19 protein-coding genes are annotated in these 21,372 nt (G+C 42.4%); 14 read left to right on the forward strand and 5 right to left on the reverse strand.

Annotated elements, in window-relative coordinates; all coding sequences use genetic code 11:
• The 4 genes from U5K72_15830 (at window position 1) to galE (ending at window position 3,689) form a co-directional block, all read left to right on the forward strand.
• Entirely contained in the window at window positions 1–348 is a 348-nt protein-coding gene (locus tag U5K72_15830; protein MDZ7720286.1) for a taurine dioxygenase, read from the forward strand.
• A 74-nt stretch (window positions 349–422) separates the two neighbouring features.
• The gene (locus U5K72_15835) at window positions 423–1,151 is read left to right on the forward strand and encodes a response regulator transcription factor (GenBank protein MDZ7720287.1); all 729 of its coding nucleotides are present in this window, start codon (window positions 423–425) and stop codon (window positions 1,149–1,151) included.
• Window positions 1,144–2,598 (forward strand): HAMP domain-containing sensor histidine kinase, encoded by a 1,455-nt coding sequence (locus U5K72_15840; protein MDZ7720288.1) that lies wholly within the window; start codon window positions 1,144–1,146, stop codon window positions 2,596–2,598. Before U5K72_15835 ends, U5K72_15840 begins: the two co-directional genes overlap by 8 nt.
• Window positions 2,599–2,678: 80 nt before the next feature.
• Window positions 2,679–3,689 carry a UDP-glucose 4-epimerase GalE gene (galE, locus tag U5K72_15845; GenBank protein ID MDZ7720289.1) on the forward strand — a complete coding sequence of 337 codons (1,011 nt, stop codon included), beginning with the start codon at window positions 2,679–2,681 and terminating at the stop codon, window positions 3,687–3,689.
• A gap of 176 nt (window positions 3,690–3,865) precedes the next feature.
• Here galE and U5K72_15850 read toward each other — a convergent pair whose 3' ends face one another.
• Window positions 3,866–4,777: an endonuclease/exonuclease/phosphatase family protein gene (locus U5K72_15850; GenBank protein ID MDZ7720290.1), complete on the reverse strand. Its 912-nt coding sequence runs from the start codon at window positions 4,775–4,777 to the stop codon at window positions 3,866–3,868.
• Between the two features lie 138 nt (window positions 4,778–4,915).
• Here U5K72_15850 and U5K72_15855 point away from each other — a divergent pair, with 138 nt between their 5' ends.
• Entirely contained in the window at window positions 4,916–6,199 is a 1,284-nt protein-coding gene (locus U5K72_15855; protein MDZ7720291.1) for a PAS domain S-box protein, read from the forward strand.
• A 635-nt stretch (window positions 6,200–6,834) separates the two neighbouring features.
• On the opposite strand, the gene U5K72_15860 is transcribed toward U5K72_15855, so the two are convergent.
• Window positions 6,835–7,770, reverse strand: a complete 936-nt coding sequence (locus U5K72_15860; protein ID MDZ7720292.1) for a 1-phosphofructokinase family hexose kinase — start codon at window positions 7,768–7,770, stop codon at window positions 6,835–6,837.
• Between the two features lie 208 nt (window positions 7,771–7,978).
• Between U5K72_15860 and U5K72_15865 the strand changes: the two genes are divergently transcribed.
• From U5K72_15865 to U5K72_15895, 7 genes are all read left to right on the forward strand, one after another.
• Window positions 7,979–9,316, forward strand: coding sequence for an L-fuconate dehydratase (locus tag U5K72_15865; GenBank protein ID MDZ7720293.1), 1,338 nt, complete (start codon window positions 7,979–7,981; stop codon window positions 9,314–9,316).
• 170 nt (window positions 9,317–9,486) lie between these two features.
• Window positions 9,487–10,233: an SDR family oxidoreductase gene (locus tag U5K72_15870; protein MDZ7720294.1), complete on the forward strand. Its 747-nt coding sequence runs from the start codon at window positions 9,487–9,489 to the stop codon at window positions 10,231–10,233.
• A gap of 133 nt (window positions 10,234–10,366) precedes the next feature.
• Window positions 10,367–11,218: a fumarylacetoacetate hydrolase family protein gene (locus tag U5K72_15875; GenBank protein ID MDZ7720295.1), complete on the forward strand. Its 852-nt coding sequence runs from the start codon at window positions 10,367–10,369 to the stop codon at window positions 11,216–11,218.
• Window positions 11,219–11,291: 73 nt separating this feature from the next.
• Entirely contained in the window at window positions 11,292–12,122 is an 831-nt protein-coding gene (locus tag U5K72_15880; protein ID MDZ7720296.1) for an amidohydrolase family protein, read from the forward strand.
• Between the two features lie 6 nt (window positions 12,123–12,128).
• On the forward strand, window positions 12,129–12,914 hold the full coding sequence (locus U5K72_15885; protein ID MDZ7720297.1) for an SDR family oxidoreductase: 786 nt from the start codon (window positions 12,129–12,131) through the stop codon (window positions 12,912–12,914).
• Between the two features lie 313 nt (window positions 12,915–13,227).
• Entirely contained in the window at window positions 13,228–14,508 is a 1,281-nt protein-coding gene (fucP, locus tag U5K72_15890) for an L-fucose:H+ symporter permease (GenBank protein MDZ7720298.1), read from the forward strand.
• Window positions 14,509–14,578: 70 nt separating this feature from the next.
• Window positions 14,579–14,932, forward strand: a complete 354-nt coding sequence (locus tag U5K72_15895) for an L-rhamnose mutarotase (protein MDZ7720299.1) — start codon at window positions 14,579–14,581, stop codon at window positions 14,930–14,932.
• A gap of 207 nt (window positions 14,933–15,139) precedes the next feature.
• Here the strand turns inward: U5K72_15895 and U5K72_15900 are convergent, their stop codons facing one another.
• From U5K72_15900 to U5K72_15910, 3 genes are all read right to left on the reverse strand, one after another.
• Entirely contained in the window at window positions 15,140–15,736 is a 597-nt protein-coding gene (locus U5K72_15900) for a short chain dehydrogenase (GenBank protein MDZ7720300.1), read from the reverse strand.
• A gap of 46 nt (window positions 15,737–15,782) precedes the next feature.
• On the reverse strand, window positions 15,783–16,721 hold the full coding sequence (locus U5K72_15905) for an NADP-dependent oxidoreductase (protein ID MDZ7720301.1): 939 nt from the start codon (window positions 16,719–16,721) through the stop codon (window positions 15,783–15,785).
• Window positions 16,722–16,983: 262 nt separating this feature from the next.
• Window positions 16,984–18,081 (reverse strand): aldo/keto reductase, encoded by a 1,098-nt coding sequence (locus U5K72_15910; GenBank protein ID MDZ7720302.1) that lies wholly within the window; start codon window positions 18,079–18,081, stop codon window positions 16,984–16,986.
• A 922-nt stretch (window positions 18,082–19,003) separates the two neighbouring features.
• On the opposite strand from U5K72_15910, the gene U5K72_15915 reads away from it, so the two are divergent.
• Entirely contained in the window at window positions 19,004–19,900 is an 897-nt protein-coding gene (locus U5K72_15915) for a methyltransferase domain-containing protein (GenBank protein ID MDZ7720303.1), read from the forward strand.
• Complete coding sequence (locus U5K72_15920) at window positions 19,897–21,243, forward strand: APC family permease (GenBank protein MDZ7720304.1); 1,347 nt, start codon at window positions 19,897–19,899, stop codon at window positions 21,241–21,243. Before U5K72_15915 ends, U5K72_15920 begins: the two co-directional genes overlap by 4 nt.
• Window positions 21,244–21,372 lie beyond the last annotated feature (129 nt).

Genomic DNA, 21,372 nt, shown 5'->3' on the forward strand with positions numbered 1-21,372 from the left:
ATGGATATTCAAGAACCAATTGTTGATAAACAGGTAATCGTTGATCTTTTATATGGTGATGAGGATTACGTTAGCGAATTTGCTTCAGCGTCCGTTGAATCATTCACCGAGTTTAAAGATAAATTTGCAAAATCTTTAAAAACTCGGGATATGGAGAGCCTCCGTAAAGCCGGCCACAAAATTAAACCCGTTGCCCAAATGATGAAACTGGATCCAGTCATCACAATGTATGAGACATCTAAAATTATGCTCGAAGAAGATGCCTCTGATGAGGAGATTAAAAATCTGGCTGATAATATGAATAAATTCTGCACTCAACTCCTCAAGGAATTAAAGCAACTGGAATAACAGATGTTACCTTTCTGTGATGAAAGCAGTTGATAAACAGGGGATTTTTTCCTCTTAATTTGAAAAAAATGTCTATGAAAGACAGTTCCAACTCTATACTGATTGTTGAAGACGACCGTGACCTGGTAAAACTCATAAAAATTAATCTTGAGGATCAGGGCTACAAAATATATACGGCAGGAGATGGTCTTGAAGCACTGAAGCTATTTGAAGAAAAAGATCCCTCGCTTGTAATTCTCGATATCATGCTTCCCAAATTGGATGGTTTTGAAGTATGCAAACGAATCAGAAAAGAGAATCGAAAGATACCCATTATGATGCTCACCGCGAAAACCGAAGAAGTTGACACAATTCTTGGGCTGGAACTCGGGGCTGATGATTATATGACTAAACCGTTCAGTGTTCGGGAATTAACAGCCCGGGTAAAAGCGATCTTCCGGCGCATTAAGGTAGATCGGGAACAGGAGGGTAATTTACCGGATAAACTGGTTTATGATCACCTTGAAATCTATCCTGATAAACGAAAAGTAACACTTTCTGGAAAAAGCATTGAACTAACCAGTAAGGAGTACGACCTGTTACTTCTGTTTAGCTCCAACCCGGGCAAGGCTTATAGCCGCGAACAACTTCTTAATATAGTGTGGGGATATAGCTACGAAGGATACAGCCATACCGTAAATTCACACATCAATCGGTTGCGGAGTAAAATTGAAAGCGACCCTTCTAATCCTCACTTCATTAAAACGGTTTGGGGAGTTGGCTACCGGTTTACAGATCCTGCAGACAGCCAAGACAATGCGTAGATTCTACTTTAAACTTATTGCCATTTTTTCGGTAATTATGATTCTGTTCGGAGCTCTTGTGGCGTACACAAGTATCCGGGCCTCATCTCGCATTATCCAGGAATCTATTCAAAAAACCAACAGAGATCTCGCCAAACGACTTGTAACGGAGTTTCAGCCCATTGTGGATGATAATTTTGATGAACAAGCAATAGCCCGAAAACTACGTGAGCTTAGCGGAGCCAATCCCCAGTTCGATTTTTATCTACTCAACCGCCAGGGTATGATTAAAAGTTTTATACAGGCACAAAACAACGGGCAGGAACCGGAAACACTAATGGTGGATGTAAAACCTCTGGATCAATTTATTGCCGGTGAACCTCTGCCCATTCTTGGAATGGATCCCAAAAACCCGGACCTGCTGAAACCCTTTAGCGCAGCCAATATTACGATTATGGGGGAAGAAGACTGTTATATCTATGTTGTGCTGGAGGGGAGTCAGTTTACACAAACCGCAGACATGATTGAAGACAGTTATATTCTGCGAGGCTCTCTCATGTTCATCGGTACAGTTCTTTTGATTGGATTGGCTATTGGATTTTTCATCTTCCGAATGCTTACCCGCCGCTTAGATATAATAAAAAAGACTGTGAAAGAGTTTGAGCGGGGCCAATTGAATAAGCGAATTCCTATCAAGAGTAATGATGAAATCACCGATCTCTCTCGTTGTTTCAACAAAATGGCCGACACCGTTCTTGAAAGCATGAACGAAATGAAGAAAGCCGATAAGCTTCGCAGAGACCTGGTTGCCAATGTTTCTCACGATCTGCGTAATCCCCTTTCATCTATTCAGGGGTATTTGGAAACCATACAGATGAAGGGAAAAGAGCTCTCGCGCGAAGAACTGCAAAACTATTTGGAACCGGTACTCACAAATACCAAAAAGCTAAACCGGATGATCGATGACCTGTTTGCCCTCTCTAAACTTGACGCCGAAAATGTAACCCCAAATCTTGAGCATATTACCCTGGCGGAACTGGTGCAGGATCTTGTACAGCAGTTTAAACCCATTGCCCAACAAAAAAATATCGAGATTAAGACAATCTATCCCGAAAATCCGCACGCACAGGTTTATGCAGATATCGGTCTGCTCGACCGTGCCCTCACCAATCTTATTGACAATGCTATCAAGCACACACCTGAAGGCGGAACGGTAACCATTCAGTTGGTTCAAAATGGGAAAGAGATCAACCTTGAGATTAGTGATTCAGGTAAAGGAATTCCTGAATCGGATATCCCCCATATTTTCGACCGTTTTTACCAGGTTGACAAAAGCCGCTCAAACAGTTCAGGTGCAGGATTAGGACTTTCAATCGCTAAAAAAATATTGGAACTGCACGGAGCTAAAATCACTGTTCAAAGCTTGCTCAACAGGGGAACAACGTTTAAAATCAGTATGCCTTCCTGATTATACAGAAGCTTTTTTCCTTATCATATTTAGGACTTATCTTAGATATGATATTATCTAATTGAATAAAAAAATTAAGAATGAAGAGTATTCTTGTAACAGGAGGCGCAGGATTTATCGGCAGCCATACCGTATTAGAACTTTTAAATGCAGATTATAAAGTTGTTGTGGTTGATAATCTCAGCAACAGCAAACTGGAGGCCATCTCAAGAGTTGAATCGTTAACATCAAAAAAGATCGATTTTTACCAGGTAGATCTTTTGAATAAGAATGATCTTCGTGAGGTGTTTAATGCCTACTCTTTTGATGCTGTCATCCATTTTGCTGCATTAAAAGCGGTTGGGGAATCTGTAAAACAGCCGCTTCGATACTACAAAAATAACATCAGTGGCACGATTAATCTTTGTGAAGTAATGCAGGAGACCGGTGTAAATAACTTTGTTTTTAGCTCCTCAGCAACCGTTTATGGTGATCCTTCCCAATCTCCACTAACTGAAGATTCTGCACTCGGAGCTGTAAATCCTTACGGACAAACCAAACTCACCACGGAGTTCCTTTTAAAAGATCTCCAGGCCGCCAACCCCGGATGGAATGTGGCACTTCTTCGGTATTTCAATCCTGTTGGAGCACACGAAAGCGGCCAGATTGGTGAAGATCCCAGCGGAGTTCCAAACAACTTAATGCCCTACGTTACACAAGTAGCCGTAGGTAAACGCGATAAACTGAACGTTTTTGGAGATGACTACCCAACAAGAGATGGAACCGGAGAGCGAGATTATATTCACGTTGTGGATCTTGCCGTCGGTCATTTGAAAGCCCTCGAAAAACTTACTGAGAATCCCGGCCTCGTGACCTATAACCTCGGTACCGGAAGCGGGTACACAGTTTTAGAATTGGTAAAAACATTTGAAGAGGTAAACGAGGTATCCATTCCCTACGAAATAGCACCCCGCCGAGATGGTGATGCAGCCTCATGTTATGCCGATCCTTCCAAAGCAGAACGTGAGCTGGACTGGAAAGCCGATCGAGGATTAGAGGAGATGTGCCGCGATGCCTGGAACTGGCAGCAAAAAAATCCGGAAGGCTATTGAAAAATCAGGCACAGTGCATGGCTTTAGTAGATGGCGCAAGCGTCCTCGCTTGTGCCCCCTGTACCTATTCATTCAAACCTGAACAATTTCTACACTTATTAATCCACTCCTTCCAGAATAATTTGAAGCACCTGATGGCGCAAGCGTCCCGCTTGTGCCCTTTTCTTGAGTAGACGTTATTCCCCTGAAAATTTAATATCCGCAGCCACCGGCAGATGATCAGACGGAAACCGCCCGTCATATTGATCCGCTAAAATTGCGTGGTTTAGCACATCAAAACCAGAATTAGTGAATATAAAGTCGATCCGCCGGTCCGGAAGAATTTCCTCAAACCCATTCCAGGTTGATGTTGGCCCGTGATGTCCATGTTGAGCATGATAAAATCCATCTTCAAGATCCGTTGATTGACCATCTTCTGATCCAGTCAGAACGTTGTACGGCGGATCATTTTCAGTGGTATTAAAATCACCGGTAAGAACAACCGGTTGGTTTCCGGCAATCTCGTAAATCTTATCTACAATTAACGCTGCACTTTCTCTTCGGGCTTTTTTTCCTCTATGATCGAAGTGAGTATTGAAAACAAAAAAATTGTTGCCGGTATCTCTGTCTCTGAATTCTCCCCATGTAACAATTCGGGGCAATGCAGCATCCCACCCTACACTTGCAACTTCATTCGGTGTTTCCGAAAGCCAGAATGTGTCGTTCTCAATCAGTTCAAACCGATCTTTCTTGTAATATATGGCAGAATATTCTCCGGGATCATCTGGCGTATTTCTACCGACACCGATGCGGTTAAAATAGGGCAGCATTTCATCCAGTTGCTCCAGCTGATGCGGCAATCCCTCCTGTATTCCCACAAAATCAGCTTTGTGAAATCGCATGGTTCGTGCAACCATCTCTTTTCGATGAGGCCATGCATCTGAACTGTCGGTTGGTGTATCCAAACGAAGATTAAATGACATCACTCTGATGGAATGAGGAGTTTCCTGATTCATAAATTCTGACATCTCATGTTTGGTACTTGTTATCGATCCAAAAAGACCGAAAGCCAAAGGAGATAACAGGAAAAAGTAAATAATTGCTTTCATATAGAGGATATGTTTATTGATGAAATTTATTCAAATTAACAGCTTTAAGATCTTTTAAAAAGATCGATTTTAAAAAGCAGTTTTGATTTAAACAGAAAATTAACTTGCTTTATAAAAATCAATCAGTTACTTGAGTATATGGATAAGTTAAAAAGAATTATAAAAGGGAGTCCGTTCATCATAACCCTTATCTACATTATTGTAGGGGCGCTGTGGATTCAATATTCCGACCAGGCCGTTCTCACAATGTTTGATGATGTCGATACAATCACCCGGGTTCAATCTTACAAAGGATGGTTTTATGTACTTGCCAGCGGCGTTTTAATCTTTTTTTTAATCTATCAAAGCAACCTGCTGATAGAAAATTTGTTTCAAGAGACGAAAGAGGAGAAGAACAAATTTAAAGCCACATTTGAGCACGCTCCGGTCGGAATTGCCCATCACAAACCGAACGAAAAGTGGTTACTGGTTAATAAAACCCTCTGCAAACTGCTCGGCTACAGCAAAACAGAACTTTTAAATTTGAATTTTGAAGATTTTATTCACTCCGATGATATTGGTAAAGGCCGCCAATTAGACCAGGATATCGTAGATGGGGTCATATCAAGTTATAATATGGAAAAGAAGTACAGGCGCAAGAGTGGTGAGTACTTTACGGGAAAAGTAACAAAGGCAGCCGTTTATGACGCGAATAATCATGTTCAATATCTTATCGCAATTCTCGAAGACGTAACGCAACAAAAAGAAGATGAAGCCAGGATAAAACAGGCTCTTGAAGAAAAAGAGATTCTACTGGCTGAAGTTCATCACCGTGTAAAAAACAATATTGCACTGATGTCTGCACTCCTGGAGTTGCAATTAATGTACTCGGATTCTAAACACCTAAATGATGTCCTCTATCATTATAAAACCCGTCTTAAATCACTTTCATTGATCTATGAGAATTTTAAAGGCGTTGAAAAAGAACCAAATATCGATTTTAAATGGTATCTGAATGAACAGGTTAAGTTTTTGAATCATATTTTCGAACTGAATGATACTGAGATAGATTACCAAAAAGAGATCCAGGAGCTGGAACTAAATATCAACCAAGCCATTCCTGTTGGGTTGATCTGTAATGAAATGCTTGTTTATACAAATGCCAAAGAGTTCAACGAAGTTGAAAATCCGTTTATCAACATGCAATTAACAACTGAGAATGGGCATGTAACTATTTCCGTGGAAAGTAACGCACTGTCAAAAAATGGAAATGTTGATATTAATGATTCTCAATCCCTCGATGCGCGTATCATGGATGCCCTTGTCAAGCAGATAGAAGGAGAGGTAAGTTTCGTAAGGGAAGATGATCGTGAAATCTATAAGCTTGTATTTGAAAAAGGCACGTGGAAAGGAGGCGGCTCATATATTCAGCCCGGATCATAGTGATTATTACATCAGGTTTCCGAGTAGATCCCTGCCCTGTTGCACTCTTTATCGTGACTGATTGTCAATTAGCACATTCATAAAACCGGCTTTTCCCTCGTAAATTTCTACACCTGTTTCCTCTTTTGATGGCTGTTTATCGCACTCCAGAATAATTGTTTCGCTCAAGCCATCTTTATTAACTCACTGAAATACACCGAAATTAACATCACGGGACTCCAACCCCTTCCAGTGTATATCTCACGAATGTAGTGTGAAAAGAGATTGCCAGGCCGAATTTAGCTACGGACCTGAGTTCGATTCATAAGTTAGATTCTTGATAGTCCCCCTTAAAAAAGGGGGAAACAGGGGGATGTCCATCAGTAATATGCAAAACCAATGAACACCCCTCTAAATCTCCCCTTGTTAGGGGAGACTTTTTCATTCGTTTTTATTAATCGAAATGAGGTTACGGGTATCTTAAATTTCAAATGTCAAGAGCTAACATATCAAATGTTCTAATTGAGGGCTTTGCAAAACCGTGGTTACTGGTCAATCTGAACTCGATTCAGATTCTCCATTCGTCTTTATAGCCTGTATCTGGAGATCCTGAATCAAGTTCAGGATGACGGTCAGAGTTTTGCAAAGCCTTCTAATTATGATTTTTTTGTCGATGAAAGATCCTTGTAAATCGATTTTACATCCTCAAGTTCACATAGATCTGTCCCAAAACTTTTTAATGTACTTGCTGCTGTGGCTATTCCAAAAAGCACGGCATCCCTGGTACTCATACCGGTAACTAATCCGGCCACAAGTCCTCCTACAAAACTATCTCCAGCTCCAATAGAACTGTTTACTTCAATTTGTGGAGGTTTAAAGCTTGTGGATCCATTTTTATTGATGAGCTTTGTTTCCTCGCTTCCAAGAGTATAGATAACATTTTCAACACCCTGGCTAAAAAGTTGCTCAAGAAGGTCATCCATTGAATCAGCTTCTTTCTGTTTCTTTAGCTCTTCAAATTCCTCCTGATTTGGCTTGATATATGTGGCCCCGTTTTTCAATCCTTCTGAAAGAAAATCACCTGATGTATCCAGGATAAACTCTTTCCCATTTTCCAAAACAATTGATCCAACCATGCTGTAAAAATCTGTGGGTACACCAGGGGGCAAACTTCCGCTGCCCACAACTATATCAAAGTCATTTAGGTTCTCCTCTATCCAGTCAAGTGTGTTTTTCCATTCTGCATTTTCAATAGTTGGCCCCGGAAATACAAACCGATACTGCTCACCGGTATTCCTGTCAATCACCGACGTATTTTCTCTTGTCATTCCATTGATTTTACTATGTTTATGAGGGACATTCTCCTCATCCAGAAGATATGTAAGATATTCACCTGTAATCCCGCCGGCTAAATAAAAAGCATTTGCCTGTATGCCTAATCTTGTTAAAACCCGGGCTACATTTATTCCGCCTCCTCCGGGATCATAATCTGGTTTTTCGCATCTCACTTTTTGATTGGTAACCACTTTATCTGCCTCGCTGTTTACATCCACAGCGGGATTCATGGTTATTGTTAATACACGATTTGACATAAATAGATCATTCAGTTCTGGGATATTTGAAGTCTGAAATATACAGATTGTTCATTCACTTTTGAATCTCAAAACATTAAATGAATTCACCTCAGGAAATATCAAGATCTGTTTAACATCTTTAACAACTTTTTCCTACACTCTTTGTGAATGTATGTACATTCATTTATAAATATTAGATTGATATAAAGTTTTAAATAAAATAGAGATGGATATCACCATAACAGATGTAAAAGTAAAAGATATTCGGTTTCCTACCAGCCAGTCACTGGATGGCTCAGATGCCATGAATCCCGATCCCGATTATTCTGCTGCCTACGTGATTTTAAAAACAGATTCAGAGTATGAAGGCCATGGACTTACATTTACCATCGGGCGGGGAAACGAGATCTGTGTACAGGCCATTCAATCCATGTCTTACTTGATTGAGGGAAAGCAACTCAGCGACTTTACCTCTGATATGGGAGCTTTCTGGAAGATGATAACCGGCGACAGTCAACTCCGATGGCTGGGACCCGAAAAAGGTGTAATCCATCTTGCAACAGGAGCAATCGTCAACGCTGTTTGGGACCTGTATGCAAAAGTTGAAGAGAAACCACTTTGGAGGCTTTTAGCGGATATGTCTCCCGAAGAACTTGTACAATGTGTTGATTTTACATATATCACAGATGCCATCACTCCTGAGGAAGCTCTTAATATTTTACAAAAACAGGAATCATCTAAACAAGAACGAATTGAAGACCTGACACAAAATGGCTATCCGGCTTACACCACTTCGGCCGGTTGGCTGGGTTATTCGGATGAGAAAATCCGCCGCCTGAGCCGGGAAGCCAGGGAAGAAGGTTTTACTCATCTCAAAATGAAAGTGGGCTCAGACCTGGAGGATGACAGGCGACGTGCCGGAATCATCCGTGAAGAGATTGGATCAGACATGAAACTGATGATGGACGCCAATCAGAAATGGAATGTGGATGAAGCGATCTCCAACATGAAATCCCTGGCAGATTTTGACCCTTATTGGATTGAAGAACCCACCAGTCCCGACGATATTATAGGTCATGCCGCAATCGGGAAAGAGATTAAGCCAATTAAAATTGCCACCGGCGAGCACTGCCAGAATCGTGTAATTTTCAAACAGTTAATGCAGGCCGAAGCGATGGATATTTGCCAGATTGATAGCTGTCGTGTGGGGGGTGTAAATGAAAATCTTGCTATTATGTTGATGGCTGCCAAATTTGGCATTCCGGTTTGTCCGCATGCCGGCGGTGTTGGTTTGTGCGAATATGTTCAACATCTGTCGATGATTGATTACATTGCTATCAGTGGAAGTAAGGAGAACCGCATTATCGAATATGTGGACCACTTGCATGAACATTTTGTTGATCCGGTTGAAATCAAAAACGGAGCTTACATCCCTCCAAAAAAACCAGGATACAGCATTGAAATGAAGCCAGAATCTCTGAAAGATTATGAATTTCCAAACGGAAAAATTTGGCATAATTCTGAAGAGAAGAAGTCCACCTCTGAAGGGGGCGCAGGGGGATGATTCTCGAAACTAAAATTCAGTCCGGGTATTTAATCAACATTAATTGCATTTTGCGCCACGAAAACATTAAATCACAAAAAACTTTCGTGTTTATCTGCTTTTGTGGCAAATTTTAAAGAGTTCAAATTTCTATCAAATTACGAACGTAAATCAAAGGTAATTCGAAAAACATGGAATTAGAAAACAAGACAGCAATCGTAACCGGCGGAGTAAGCGGCATTGGATTGGCAATTACCAACGTATTTGCAGCCAATGGCGCAAAAGTTCATGTTCTTGAAATCGAAGAGGATGCCAAAATTGAAGGCGATCACGACATCGAAATCCATCAGTGTGATGTCTCGAATCATAAACAAGTTCATGATATCATAGAAAAAATCACTGAAACCGAACCGATCGATATCTTAGTGAATAATGCGGGTATTGCCCATATCGGGAATATTGAACATACAAGCGAAGAAGATCTCGACCGGCTTTACAGCGTAAACATCAAAGGAATTTTTAACTGCATCCAGGCCTCAATTCGATCTCTGAAGAAAACCAAAGGCTGTATTTTAAATATGGCATCGGTGGTTTCCCACGTGGGCATTCCCGACCGATTTGCCTATACCATGACCAAAGGGGCCGTTTTGACAATGACCTACTCTGTTGCCAAAGATTATATTGATGATGGTGTGCGCTGCAACTCCATCTCCCCCGCCCGTGTACATACACCATTTGTGGATGGATATTTAGCTCAAAATTACCCGGGAAAAGAGAAAGAGATGTTTGAAAAATTATCAAATACCCAGCCAATCGGGCGAATGGCAAAACCGGAAGAGGTTGCTAATCTTGCCCTGTTTCTATGTTCCGATAAAGCTGATTTTATCACCGGAACCGATTACCCGATTGATGGTGGATTTATAAATATCAATAACTAATGGATGCGAAAAATCCTTTCAGAGTGCGGAAGCTCCTGAAAGAGTTTTTTTGCACAACTACCGAACTCTGCGAGGACCTGTCGGACTCTCGCAGGTTCTAATAGAAACAACCTGAATCATATAAAACTATATAATGAAATTATTTAGATACGGTAAACCGGGAGCCGAAAAACCTGGTATTGAAGTAGATGGTGTAAAGTATAATACCAGCCATCTCGTTGATGATTATAATGAAGAGTTCTTTACAAGCGGCGGACTCCAAAAACTGCAATCTGATTTTGATCCTGCTGATGCATCAAAAATTTCAGATTCCGAACGCATCGGAGTGCCTATTTCAAAGCCGGGGAAAATTGTATGTATCGGACTTAACTACAGCAAACATGCGGCCGAAAGCGGATCAGAGATTCCCAAAGAGCCGGTCGTTTTCTTCAAAGCCACATCATCACTTACAGGTCCTTACGACCCGGTCATCATTCCGAAAAACAGTAAAAAAACCGATTGGGAAGTAGAACTGGCTGTTATCATTGGCAAAAAAGCCAGTTATGTGAGCGAAGAGGAAGCGATGGAGTATGTGGCGGGTTATGCCGTCCATAATGATGTAAGCGAGCGGGAGTTCCAGCTTGAACGAGGCGGACAGTGGGTGAAAGGAAAGAGCTGCGATACATTTGCACCGGTAGGTCCCTACCTGGTGACCAAAGATGAAATCGCCGATCCCCACAATCTGCGTCTTTGGTTAAAATTAAATGGTGAAACTCTTCAGGATGGAAATACAAAGGATTTCATTTTCAACATCCCGCAGGTGATCAGTTACTTGTCGCAATTTATGAGTTTACAAGCTGGTGATATTATCTCAACCGGAACACCTGAAGGTGTTGGACTTGGCTTTAATCCTCCAAAATATCTCAAACCCGGTGATGTCATGGAACTGGGAATTGACGGTCTTGGCGCATCCAAACAAACGGCTGTTGCTTATCAAGAAAAATAACTGGTAAACGAAAGTTCAGGAAAAAGATGAATCAAATGATCATCGATAAAATAATATCGAACTCAGGTAAGTGATGAAAATCGATTCACATCAACATTTTTGGAAGTATGATCCTGTTCGCGATCAGTGGATTGACGACTCCATGGAAGTTCTGAAACAGGACTTTATGCCACAAGATCTTGAACCCCATCTATCTGATGCAGAATTTGATGGCTGTATTACGGTTCAAGCCGATCAATCCGAACGAGAAACCAATTTCCTGCTTACCCTTGCTGAAAAGCATGAATTCATCAAAGGAGTTGTGGGTTGGGTTGATCTGAAATCCCCAAAACTTGAGCAGCGGCTTGTACACTTTGATCAGTTTAAAAAACTGAAAGGATTCAGAGAAATTTTACAAGGTGAACCAACTGGATCGATGTTAGATGAACGTTTTATCAGTGGCATCGAAGCCCTTCAAAAAACAAGATTCCGATATGATATCCTGATATTTGAAAACCAGCTTCGGGAGTGTATCGAATTCGTGAAAAGATTCCCTGAGATGCATTTTGTGATTGATCACATCGCAAAGCCTGTCATCAAAGAAAGTTCATTTGAAGACTGGGCTTCATCCATGGAAAAACTTTCTGATTTCCCCAACATTTACGTAAAACTATCGGGAATGGTCACCGAAGCTGATTGGAATCACTGGCAAACGAAAGATTTTACTCCTTACCTGGAAACGTGCCTGGAACATTTTGGAGCTGATCGGCTGATGATAGGTTCCGATTGGCCGGTCTGTCTGCTCGCTGCTGAATATGAAGAAGTGATCGGTATTATTGATGATTTCCTCGATGGGTTGAGTCAAACGGAATACAGCGACATTATGGGCGAAACAGCTGCCGAATTTTATCAACTAAAGGAATAGATTACTATGGATTTACATCTAAAAAATAAAGTGTTCATTGTAACAGGCGGAGCAAAAGGCATTGGGGAATCTATTGTATGGGGATTGGTGAATGAAGGAGCTATTCCTGTAATTCTTGGACGATCTGAAGAGGCCAGTATTGAGCTTAAGAAAAAAATTGAAAAAAAAGGCGGAGAATGTCTGAACGTAATCGCCGATCTGCCCAATCCGGAAGTCTGCGAAGATACAGTTCAAAAAGCCGTTAATACATTCGGAGCCCTGCATGGAATAGTTAACAATGCTGGTGTGAATGACGGAGCAGGTCTCGAATCTGGCGGACCTGATGAATTCAGGGAGTCAGTCACAACGAACCTTTTGCACTACTACGACCTGGTGCATTATGCACTTCCACATCTCAAAAAAACAAAAGGAGCTATTGTAAATATCAGCTCAAAAACAGCTCTCACTGGACAGGGAGGTACATCAGGCTATGCTGCAAGCAAAGGTGCACAACTGGCTCTCACTCGCGAGTGGGCCGTAGAACTGGCACAATATGGAGTTCGGGTAAACGCAATTGTGCCAGCCGAAGTAATGACTCCGCTTTACAGAAAATGGATACAATCTTTTGATAATCCCGAGGAACGACTTTCAGAAATTGAAAATCGAATACCGCTTGAAAAACGCTTTACAACTTCCGAAGAGATTGCTGATACAGCACTGTTTCTGTTGAGTGATCGCAGTTCACATACCACCGGTCAGTGGCTGTTTGTAGATGGCGGTTATGTACATTTTGACCGCGCGTATCAGGCATGATTCAGGATACAAGATGTGGATTGTGGATTGCGGATTCGAGATGGCGCAAGCGTCTCGCTTGTGCCTTATGTAACTGTTAGGTACAAATGTTATCGGCTCTTCAAGGAGCTGGCGCACTTTGAGGGTCCTCGTGAACTCTAAGATGGCGCAGGCATTCGACTTTTGCCTTACGAAGAAATGTTGTGGCACAAACGAGGACGTTTGCGCCATCTGAGTCTTACTTAATAGTTGAACACAAACGAGGTCGTTTGCGCTATCTGAATTAGTATTTACATCGCTTTTCCCGGCTCAGGCGACCCGGGGTACTTTTACCATGAACATTAAACCAGAAAACATGCGAAGCTCTGTTGTTGATAGAAAATATCTGATTCCCTTCATCCTTGTTACCAGCATGTTTTTTATGTGGGGACTGGCCAATAATATGACGGATACGCTCCTGGCCGCGTTCAAACGGATCATGAGCATGACGGACTTCCAAACCTCATGGATTCAGGTGGCATTTTACGGGTCCTATTTCTGTCTTGCTCTGCCAGCAGCAATTTTTATCAGAAAGTTCACGTATAAATCTGGTATTCTTCTTGGTTTAGGTTTCTTCATCCTTGGAGCGCTATTATTCTATCCCGCCAGCCAAACAATGGTTTACGGTCATTTTTTGACTGCCCTTTTTATTCTCGCCGGTGGATTATCCGTTCTGGAAACAACAGCCAATCCTTATATCCTGGCAATGGGTTCTGAAGAAAACAGTGTTCAACGGCTTAATCTGGCTCAGGCGTTTAATCCAATCGGTTCAATCACCGGGGTAATTTTGAGTAAGTTTTTTATTCTTGAACACCTGAACACCGCTGATGCCACAACCCGGGCCGGACTCAGCCCGGAAGAGCTTACAATCATGCAGCAACAAGAACTTTCGGCTGTGATGGGTCCCTATGTTGGAGTAGCTCTTTTACTGCTTGTTATTTGGATCATCATTGCAACGATCAAAATGCCTTCATTTTCAAATCTTGAGGAGAGCCTCAATATTAGAGATTCCCTGAAAAATCTTTTATCCAATTCAAACTATAAATGGGGAGTTGTTGCTCAGTTTTTCTATGTGGGTGCACAGATTGGAGTTTGGTCGTATACTATTCGTTACGTGATGGCCGAGCTTAGCCTGGATGAAAGCGGGGCTTCCAACTACTACCTGGCTGCTTTGATTCTTTTCACGGTCATGCGGTTTGCATTTACGGGATTGCTCAAACGTTTCCGCGGCTCCATACTCTTGATCTGGAGTGCATTTGTAGCTGTAGTTTTTCTCCTTCTGGTTATCTTTGTGGGAGGATTTGCAGGCGTACTTGCTTTGGTTGGAATCTCCGGATGTATGTCACTCATGTTCCCAACCATCTTTGGTCTGGCTTCTAAGGGACTCGGTCGAGATCGCAAAATTGCGGGTTCCGGTTTGATTATGGCAATACTCGGCGGTGCTGTTTTAACCGCTATCCAGGGACAGGTGTCTGATATCACAGGCAGCATTCACCTCTCCTTCTTCATCCCGCTGATCTGCTTCCTGGTGGTTGCCTATTTCGGGTTCAGTAATCGAAAAATGACAATTGCTTAAGGGGTGCTGGATACTGGACTCTGGAAGCTGGTACCTTAAACTTTAGACCTGGAACATTAAACCACCTCGTATGAAACGTTTCTGTTTTGCTCTTGATCTGAAAGATGATCCCGATCTCATCAAAAAATATATTGAACATCATGAGAATGTTTGGCCGGAAGTATTAGAGAGCATTACCGATGCCGGGATTCTTGATATGGAGATTTATAATGTTGCCAACCGGCTTTTTATGATTATGGAGACCGAAGATAATTTTGATGCTGAAGCGAAGGCTGAGGCAGATCGTAAGAATTCTAAAGTACAGGAGTGGGAAACGCTGATGGACAACTATCAAAAGCGCCTCCCGTTTGCCAAAGAAGGTCAGAAGTGGGTTCCGATGGACCGGATTTTTTCGCTGAGTGAAGCTTCTGGAAAGAGAACCTGAAAGAGCACTGAGCGGAGCGTAGTTCCTTTCAGAGTTCGGATTCCTATTTTAAAACCTAAATCTGCCCACCCTTTAAATGCAACTCTGGCAGGAGATTGAAAAACACAATCGCTCTGCCAGGTTTTTTCCAATCGTTCACAGTTTCCAACTCAGTCAAAACCGTCAGACCGTTTCAAGCGGTCTGACGGATAAAATGCTTCCAAATTGTTAATAAACTTTCACCACTTCACCAGTAATCTTTCCAAGAATACTCTTGCGATAACCTCGCACTACATTCTCCATAGAAACTGGTTTATGACCCGGAAATGCATCAAAAAATTCGGGAGAATCTTCCACAACACCAGGACTTACGGCGTTTATTCGCACACCGTTCTCCAACTCTCTGGCTGCTGCTTTTACAAAACTGTTGATCGCTCCATTTACAGCCGCCAGGTTGCTGGATGCGTACACGGGATCTTCCGACAAAATTCCGGAAACCAATGTAAATGAACCGTTGGGATTTATGTAGTTTTGGCCTTTCAAAACGAGATTAACCTGTCCCATTAATTTGCTGTTTAACCCAACCCTGAAATCCTCTTCGGTCATATCCCGTATCGGACCAAAATGTCCGGCTCCGGTTGCGCTGACGAGAGCATCAAAAGAACCAACTTCTTTAAAAAGATCTTCAATTGAATCAGAATCAGTAATATCTGCATGGATATCTCCACTGCTGGATCCAACTTTTATCACTTCATGATCGCTTTCAAGATCATCCGTTACTTTGCTGCCGATGGTTCCTGTTGCGCCCGCTATAATTATTTTCATTCTGATAGGATTTTTTGATTAAATATGATTCTGTAAATAATTCAGCTTAAGGCTCGATTACAATCTTACCCTTTGTATGAAGTGTTTGAATCTGCTTAAGGGCCTCAGCAGCCTGATCGAGCGAAAAGGTCTTTGAAACCGGAACTGAAATTTTATCATCATCTACCAACTCTCTCAGATGATCCAGTTGTTTGGAGTTCGGTTCCACAAACACATATTCATGATCGATATTTGAATCGATATCGGGGTTACTTTTTGTAATAGAAACCAGTTTCCCGCCATTTTTAAGAGTTTTTAAACTTCTCTGGAGGGCATCACCACGACTGCAATCAAAAATCAGATCCACTCCGCCCGGTGTAGCATCAAGAACTGCCTCTGAAATGTCAGTATCCTCATAAGTGATCGTTTCATCAGCCCCTAACTCTTTCATATAATCGTGATTTTTCTCACTGGCAATGCCAATAACAGTAGCTCCGCGGGCCTTTGCAAGTTGGATGGCAAATGTCCCGACTCCGCCGGAAGCACCGAGAATCAGGACGGTTTGGCCTTCCTGCAAATTCCCTGCATCATACAACGATTGATACGCCGTTAAGCCCACCAGTGGAATCGCCCCGGCTTCTTTATGTGAAACACTTTTGGGGTTTTTGGCAAGATAACTTTCAGGGATTACTACATGCTCTGCAAAGGTTCCCCACTGAACAGTTGGACGACGGGCGTAACCATACACCTCATCTCCGGTATCGAAACGCCGGGCTCCATGTCCTCTCTCCTCAATCACACCGGAGAGGTCCCAGCCCGGAATCATCGGAAACTGATGAGGTAATCGTCCCTCCATGTAGCCCTGTACAATTGCTGCGTCCACCGGGTTCACTCCGGCAGCTTTCACACGAACAAGTACCTCCCCTTCTTTTAATTCGGGAGGTTCAACATCTCCAATTTTTATTGAATCGAGAGTTCCGGTTTCATCTATATAAGCTGCTTTCATGTTTTACGATTGTTTTAAATTAAACTTACTACCTATCACAAATGACAAAAAAGTCATTCTAAACTTGATTCAAAATCTGTCTGTTTAACGACATCCGGGAATTCTATCCCGACTGACCTGGTTGAATGATCATCTAAGCCGTATTCGCCCACTTTTCCGAACGCGTTCCACTGCCCTGATATCAAAAACAACTAACAGAAGCTGAGTGAGTGCCAAAACGTGTTACGTATTTTGAAGCTGTTAGATCCTTAAATCAATGTCGTTAATCTGTGTCCCCTTCCAGCGGCATTTTCTTAAACCGCAGATCATCCCATGGGGCGCCATCTTTAAATTTCTCCGGCTCAAGAGCTTTGGCTCTCGGATCTTCAGCCATCGCCTGTTGTAAAACCATCCAGCGCGGATAGGGAACGCCCGGATCGGAGACCTCATTCAGCTCTTTCAAATCTTCGTCGCTCAGATCCAGATCCACCGCCTTGATGTTGTCTTCCAGGTGATCCAGATTACGTGCAGCAATCAATACACTGCTGATGTTTTCCCGGGAGAGCGTCCATGCCAGTGATGCACGAGCCGGACTTACTCCATGACGGTTCGCCACTTTCTTAAGCACATCTACAATTTCAAATCCTTTATCCACATCAAACGGAACAAACTGACCGGCTTCGGCAAAACGGGTTCCCTCCGGTGGCGGATTGTCACGGTCGTATTTACCGCTGAGAAAACCGCCAGCCAGCGGACTCCAGACAAGAATACCTATATTATTATATTTCGCGAACGACATGAATTCGTTTTCAAGGTCCCGCCCCACAAGACTGTAGTACATCTGGGCAGTCACATATTTTTCAAGCCCCTCTTTCTCCTGGATACCAAGTGCAGTAGCTGCCTGCCAAGCCATGTAATTACTCAACCCGATATACCGGACTTTTCCCTGTTTAACAAGATCATCAAACGCCCGTAATGTTTCTTCGAGGGGAGTGTATGGATCCCAGCTGTGCACCTGGTACAGATCTATATAGTCTGTCTGCAGTCTTTGCAAGCTTTTTTCCACCGAATGCATAATATTCCCTCTCGTCGCTCCACTATGTATGAGATGCTCATCCATCGGCAGCCGGAATTTTGTAGCTAAAACCAGATCTTCACGAATGCCTTTCAGGGCGTTTCCGAGCAGTTTTTCACTCTCCCCAAGGCTGTAAACATTCGCTGTATCTATAAAATTAATTCCATGATCGAGCGCAAACTGTACCATTTCATTTGTTTCTTTCTGGCCCAGGCCACCCATCTGCATCGCTTCTCCAAACTGCATGGTTCCCAATCCTACTTCACTTACTGTTAGTCCGCTATTTCCCAATGTTCGGTATTTCATATGCCCCTATATTTTATCGTTCTGATTTTCTTATATCTGTCTATATACTATATCAATCCTAACGAAATTGAGGATCATTTTGTTCAGCATCAATTAGTGTTAGAACCACTACATTCAAATACCTCAAGATTGATAAGAAGTGTAAATTTCCTCACTTGAAATAGTTCACAAATGCACTAAAACACTAAATATTTTTTGAATTCTTGGAGGGCTTTGCAAAACCGTGGTTATTGGTCAATCTGAACTCGATTCAGATTCTCCATTCGTCTTTATAGCCAGTATCTGGAGATCCTGAATCAAGTTCAGGATGACGGTCAGAGTTTTGCAAAGCCTTCTCTTGTTTTACTGGCACCTGTCTAACTACCTTTTTTTAAAAGGTTGTAACATTAGCCCTTCAACCAGTTATCGCCAAATATCGAATTCAATATTCGTTTATCTGATTCATTATTACCTATCCCGATATTTAAATCATTTAAACCTGTCAAAAATGTTTCTCCCTGATGAGCTAATGCGGAGTACTTATTTAGCGCGAAAACACTCGGTTCAAGACCATTCATCGTTTCACCCTCACCAGTTTTGCCAGTGATTCGATTTTTATCTACAGATCGCTAAACAGATACAATGCTGATCAATATGATTAGGTGTTAGAAAACTCCAATTCAGGTGGTCTGGTTTTACCATCTTATAAATACCTTTTCTCAGAGATAAAAAAGGTAGATTTCTTCTCTTTCTTTAAATGTCTTGGACAGCTATGAAATCATTACAAATATTTATAAAACTTTTGTTGATAATGTTTTATTTATAATAGTATTCATGATTTGCCATCTAAATATGCAGGAACCATCCTCTAACAATTAGATTCATTGATGGCATTCTATCACGGAGGATTTAACAGAATTGGTAACCAATCGGAGTTCATCCAATGAACACAAAAAAGAATAACATTCATTTTAAAAGACAAGAGCTTATCGCAGATTCACAGCACCCTATCAGAAAGCCGCTCACCGAATTTTTAAAAGCTGGTTTTTTTATTTCAGTTTTTCTGATGTTTTTTATTCCTGTTTCAAATGCCCAGAACCTGGATGTTCCTTACGTGCCAACACCCAGTGATGTGGTTGAAGTTATGCTCGACCTGGCTGACGTAGGACCCGGTGATTATGTGATTGATCTCGGATCGGGAGACGGACGAATTGTAATAGCTGCTGCAAAAAGAGGCGCCGTTGGCCACGGCATCGATCTAAATCCTACCCGGGTGAGGGAAGCCAGGGAAAATGCTGAATCTGAGGGAGTTTCAGACCGGGTTATCTTCAGGGAAGCAGACATTTTTGAAACGGATTTCAGCCAGGCATCTGTCATTACCATGTATCTTCTCAGTTCTGTAAATGTAAAATTACGGCCATATCTTCTTGACAAACTCAGCCCGGGCACTCGTGTGGTTTCACATAGTTTTGATATGGACGAGTGGCAGCCTGATAAAGCTGAACGATACGCTAATCGCGATATCTATTATTGGGTAATCCCTGCTGATGTTGACGGAAATTGGCAATGGGAAACCGCCGGCCAATCGTTTTCCATGCAGATCAATCAAACCTACCAGGAGGTTGATATTACCTTGAGAGCAGGAGATTTAGAGTTAACTACTGAAGAGGCTACCCTCAGCGGAAAACGATTGACACTGATTGCTCATGATGAAATCAGCAACACCCGTTACATCTTCAGCGGCTCCGTTGAGGATCATTCTGTCCGGGGATATGCACAGATTCACAATGAAGAATTAAACCGTATTGATCGGTGGTCAGCTACATTGGATGAAGAATGAATAGAATATCCCGGGAGCAAATTCGACCGGTATTTACAACTCTGAGCTCTATTGCGGTAGTTGTTGGAATTGTTGTCGGAATCGGAATTTTCCGTCTTCCGCCAATTGTAGCGAGTAACTCAGCCAGTGAATTTCAGTTCATTGCATTCTGGGTGGCAGGCGGATTTATCTCTTTAATGGGTGCACTTTGCTATGCCGAACTTGCCTCCTCAAAACCCGATGCCGGAGGCGAATATCATTTCCTGAGCAATGCATTTGGTTCATCCGTGGGATTCCTGTTTACATGGGGGCGCATGACAGTAATTCAAACCGGCTCAATTGCCCTGATTGCTTTTATTCTCGGCGATTATGCTTCCTTAATTCTTGATTTGGGCCTTCATAGCTCAACCATCTATGCGATTCTTACCATTGTGGTTCTGACCGGTGTTAATCTATTGGGAACAGATCCCTCCAGGCGTATTCAAAATGTTCTTACAGCGTCTATCATCCTGATGCTTGTTGTTTTATCTCTGTTTGCATTTATATCTGCGGAATCACTCCCTTCGGTATCTAATTCCGCCTCGCCCGGTGACGGATTGTTCTCAGGAGGGTCGGTAGGTGCTGCCATGATCTTTGTTCTGCTAACATACGGCGGATGGAATGAAGCAGCCTATCTCTCCGGAGAAATTCAGGATGTGAAACGAAATATGATGAAAGTACTCCTGTTTGGCATTTTTATTATTACAGCACTGTACGTACTGGTCAATGTTGCATACCTGCAGGTACTCGGCCTCGAACATCTGCAAAATTCTGAAACGGTCGGTGCTGAATTAACTACTCAACTTTTTGGAAATGAAAGCACGTTCATAGTCGCGATCATTGTCATCGCAACGGCGCTATCTACGGCAAATGCAACAATCATTACAGGTGCCAGAACCAATTACGCCCTGGGCCGTGATTTTCCGCTTCTCCGGTTTATGGGAAGATGGAAATCCTCTAACAACACACCGGTCAATGCGCTGATTGTACAGGGGGGCATTGCGTTGATACTGGTGGGTCTGGGCGCATGGTCTCAGCAGGCGGTTCAAACTATGGTTGATTACACGGCTCCTGTTTTCTGGTTCTTCTTATTATTAACCACTGTCACTCTCTTCATCTTTCGTTACCGATCTGAGACAGACCAGCGTCCCTTTTCTGTCCCCCTCTACCCTGTCACTCCGGTTCTTTTTTTAATCGCCTGCGGTTATATGCTTTATTCAAGCCTGGCATTCACCGGCACAGGTGCATTAGCTGGTGTTGCAATTCTCTTGGCCGGACTCCCGGTTTATTTTTGGGCTAAATTTCATAAAACCAATTCCAATTAGGTAAAGATGAGTAAATTTCAGTAAACCGATAAAAAATAATCCAAAAATCTTCTTGTAGAAGAACCGGGGCTACCCTTATATTTGAGGTCTTGAAATGATGTGCCTCGGTGGCGGAATTGGTAGACGCGT

Source organism: Balneolaceae bacterium, from assembly GCA_034521495.1.
Taxonomy (GTDB): domain Bacteria; phylum Bacteroidota; class Rhodothermia; order Balneolales; family Balneolaceae; genus Rhodohalobacter.

What these genes read in the sequence shown, in the direction of transcription:
- U5K72_15830 (MDZ7720286.1), top strand. Translation starts at nt 1, where the DNA reads ATGGATATTCAAGAACCAATTGTTGATAAACAGGTAATCGTTGATCTT.
- U5K72_15855 (MDZ7720291.1), top strand. Translation starts at nt 4,916, where the DNA reads ATGGATAAGTTAAAAAGAATTATAAAAGGGAGTCCGTTCATCATAACC.
- U5K72_15910 (MDZ7720302.1), bottom strand. Translation starts at nt 18,081, where the DNA reads ATGAAATACCGAACATTGGGAAATAGCGGACTAACAGTAAGTGAAGTA.
- U5K72_15920 (MDZ7720304.1), top strand. Translation starts at nt 19,897, where the DNA reads ATGAATAGAATATCCCGGGAGCAAATTCGACCGGTATTTACAACTCTG.
- U5K72_15865 (MDZ7720293.1), top strand. Translation starts at nt 7,979, where the DNA reads ATGGATATCACCATAACAGATGTAAAAGTAAAAGATATTCGGTTTCCT.
- U5K72_15860 (MDZ7720292.1), bottom strand. Translation starts at nt 7,770, where the DNA reads ATGTCAAATCGTGTATTAACAATAACCATGAATCCCGCTGTGGATGTA.
- fucP (MDZ7720298.1), top strand. Translation starts at nt 13,228, where the DNA reads ATGAACATTAAACCAGAAAACATGCGAAGCTCTGTTGTTGATAGAAAA.
- U5K72_15905 (MDZ7720301.1), bottom strand. Translation starts at nt 16,721, where the DNA reads ATGAAAGCAGCTTATATAGATGAAACCGGAACTCTCGATTCAATAAAA.
- U5K72_15875 (MDZ7720295.1), top strand. Translation starts at nt 10,367, where the DNA reads ATGAAATTATTTAGATACGGTAAACCGGGAGCCGAAAAACCTGGTATT.
- U5K72_15895 (MDZ7720299.1), top strand. Translation starts at nt 14,579, where the DNA reads ATGAAACGTTTCTGTTTTGCTCTTGATCTGAAAGATGATCCCGATCTC.
- galE (MDZ7720289.1), top strand. Translation starts at nt 2,679, where the DNA reads ATGAAGAGTATTCTTGTAACAGGAGGCGCAGGATTTATCGGCAGCCAT.
- U5K72_15900 (MDZ7720300.1), bottom strand. Translation starts at nt 15,736, where the DNA reads ATGAAAATAATTATAGCGGGCGCAACAGGAACCATCGGCAGCAAAGTA.
- U5K72_15915 (MDZ7720303.1), top strand. Translation starts at nt 19,004, where the DNA reads ATGAACACAAAAAAGAATAACATTCATTTTAAAAGACAAGAGCTTATC.
- U5K72_15880 (MDZ7720296.1), top strand. Translation starts at nt 11,292, where the DNA reads ATGAAAATCGATTCACATCAACATTTTTGGAAGTATGATCCTGTTCGC.
- U5K72_15870 (MDZ7720294.1), top strand. Translation starts at nt 9,487, where the DNA reads ATGGAATTAGAAAACAAGACAGCAATCGTAACCGGCGGAGTAAGCGGC.
- U5K72_15835 (MDZ7720287.1), top strand. Translation starts at nt 423, where the DNA reads ATGAAAGACAGTTCCAACTCTATACTGATTGTTGAAGACGACCGTGAC.
- U5K72_15840 (MDZ7720288.1), top strand. Translation starts at nt 1,144, where the DNA reads ATGCGTAGATTCTACTTTAAACTTATTGCCATTTTTTCGGTAATTATG.
- U5K72_15850 (MDZ7720290.1), bottom strand. Translation starts at nt 4,777, where the DNA reads ATGAAAGCAATTATTTACTTTTTCCTGTTATCTCCTTTGGCTTTCGGT.
- U5K72_15885 (MDZ7720297.1), top strand. Translation starts at nt 12,129, where the DNA reads ATGGATTTACATCTAAAAAATAAAGTGTTCATTGTAACAGGCGGAGCA.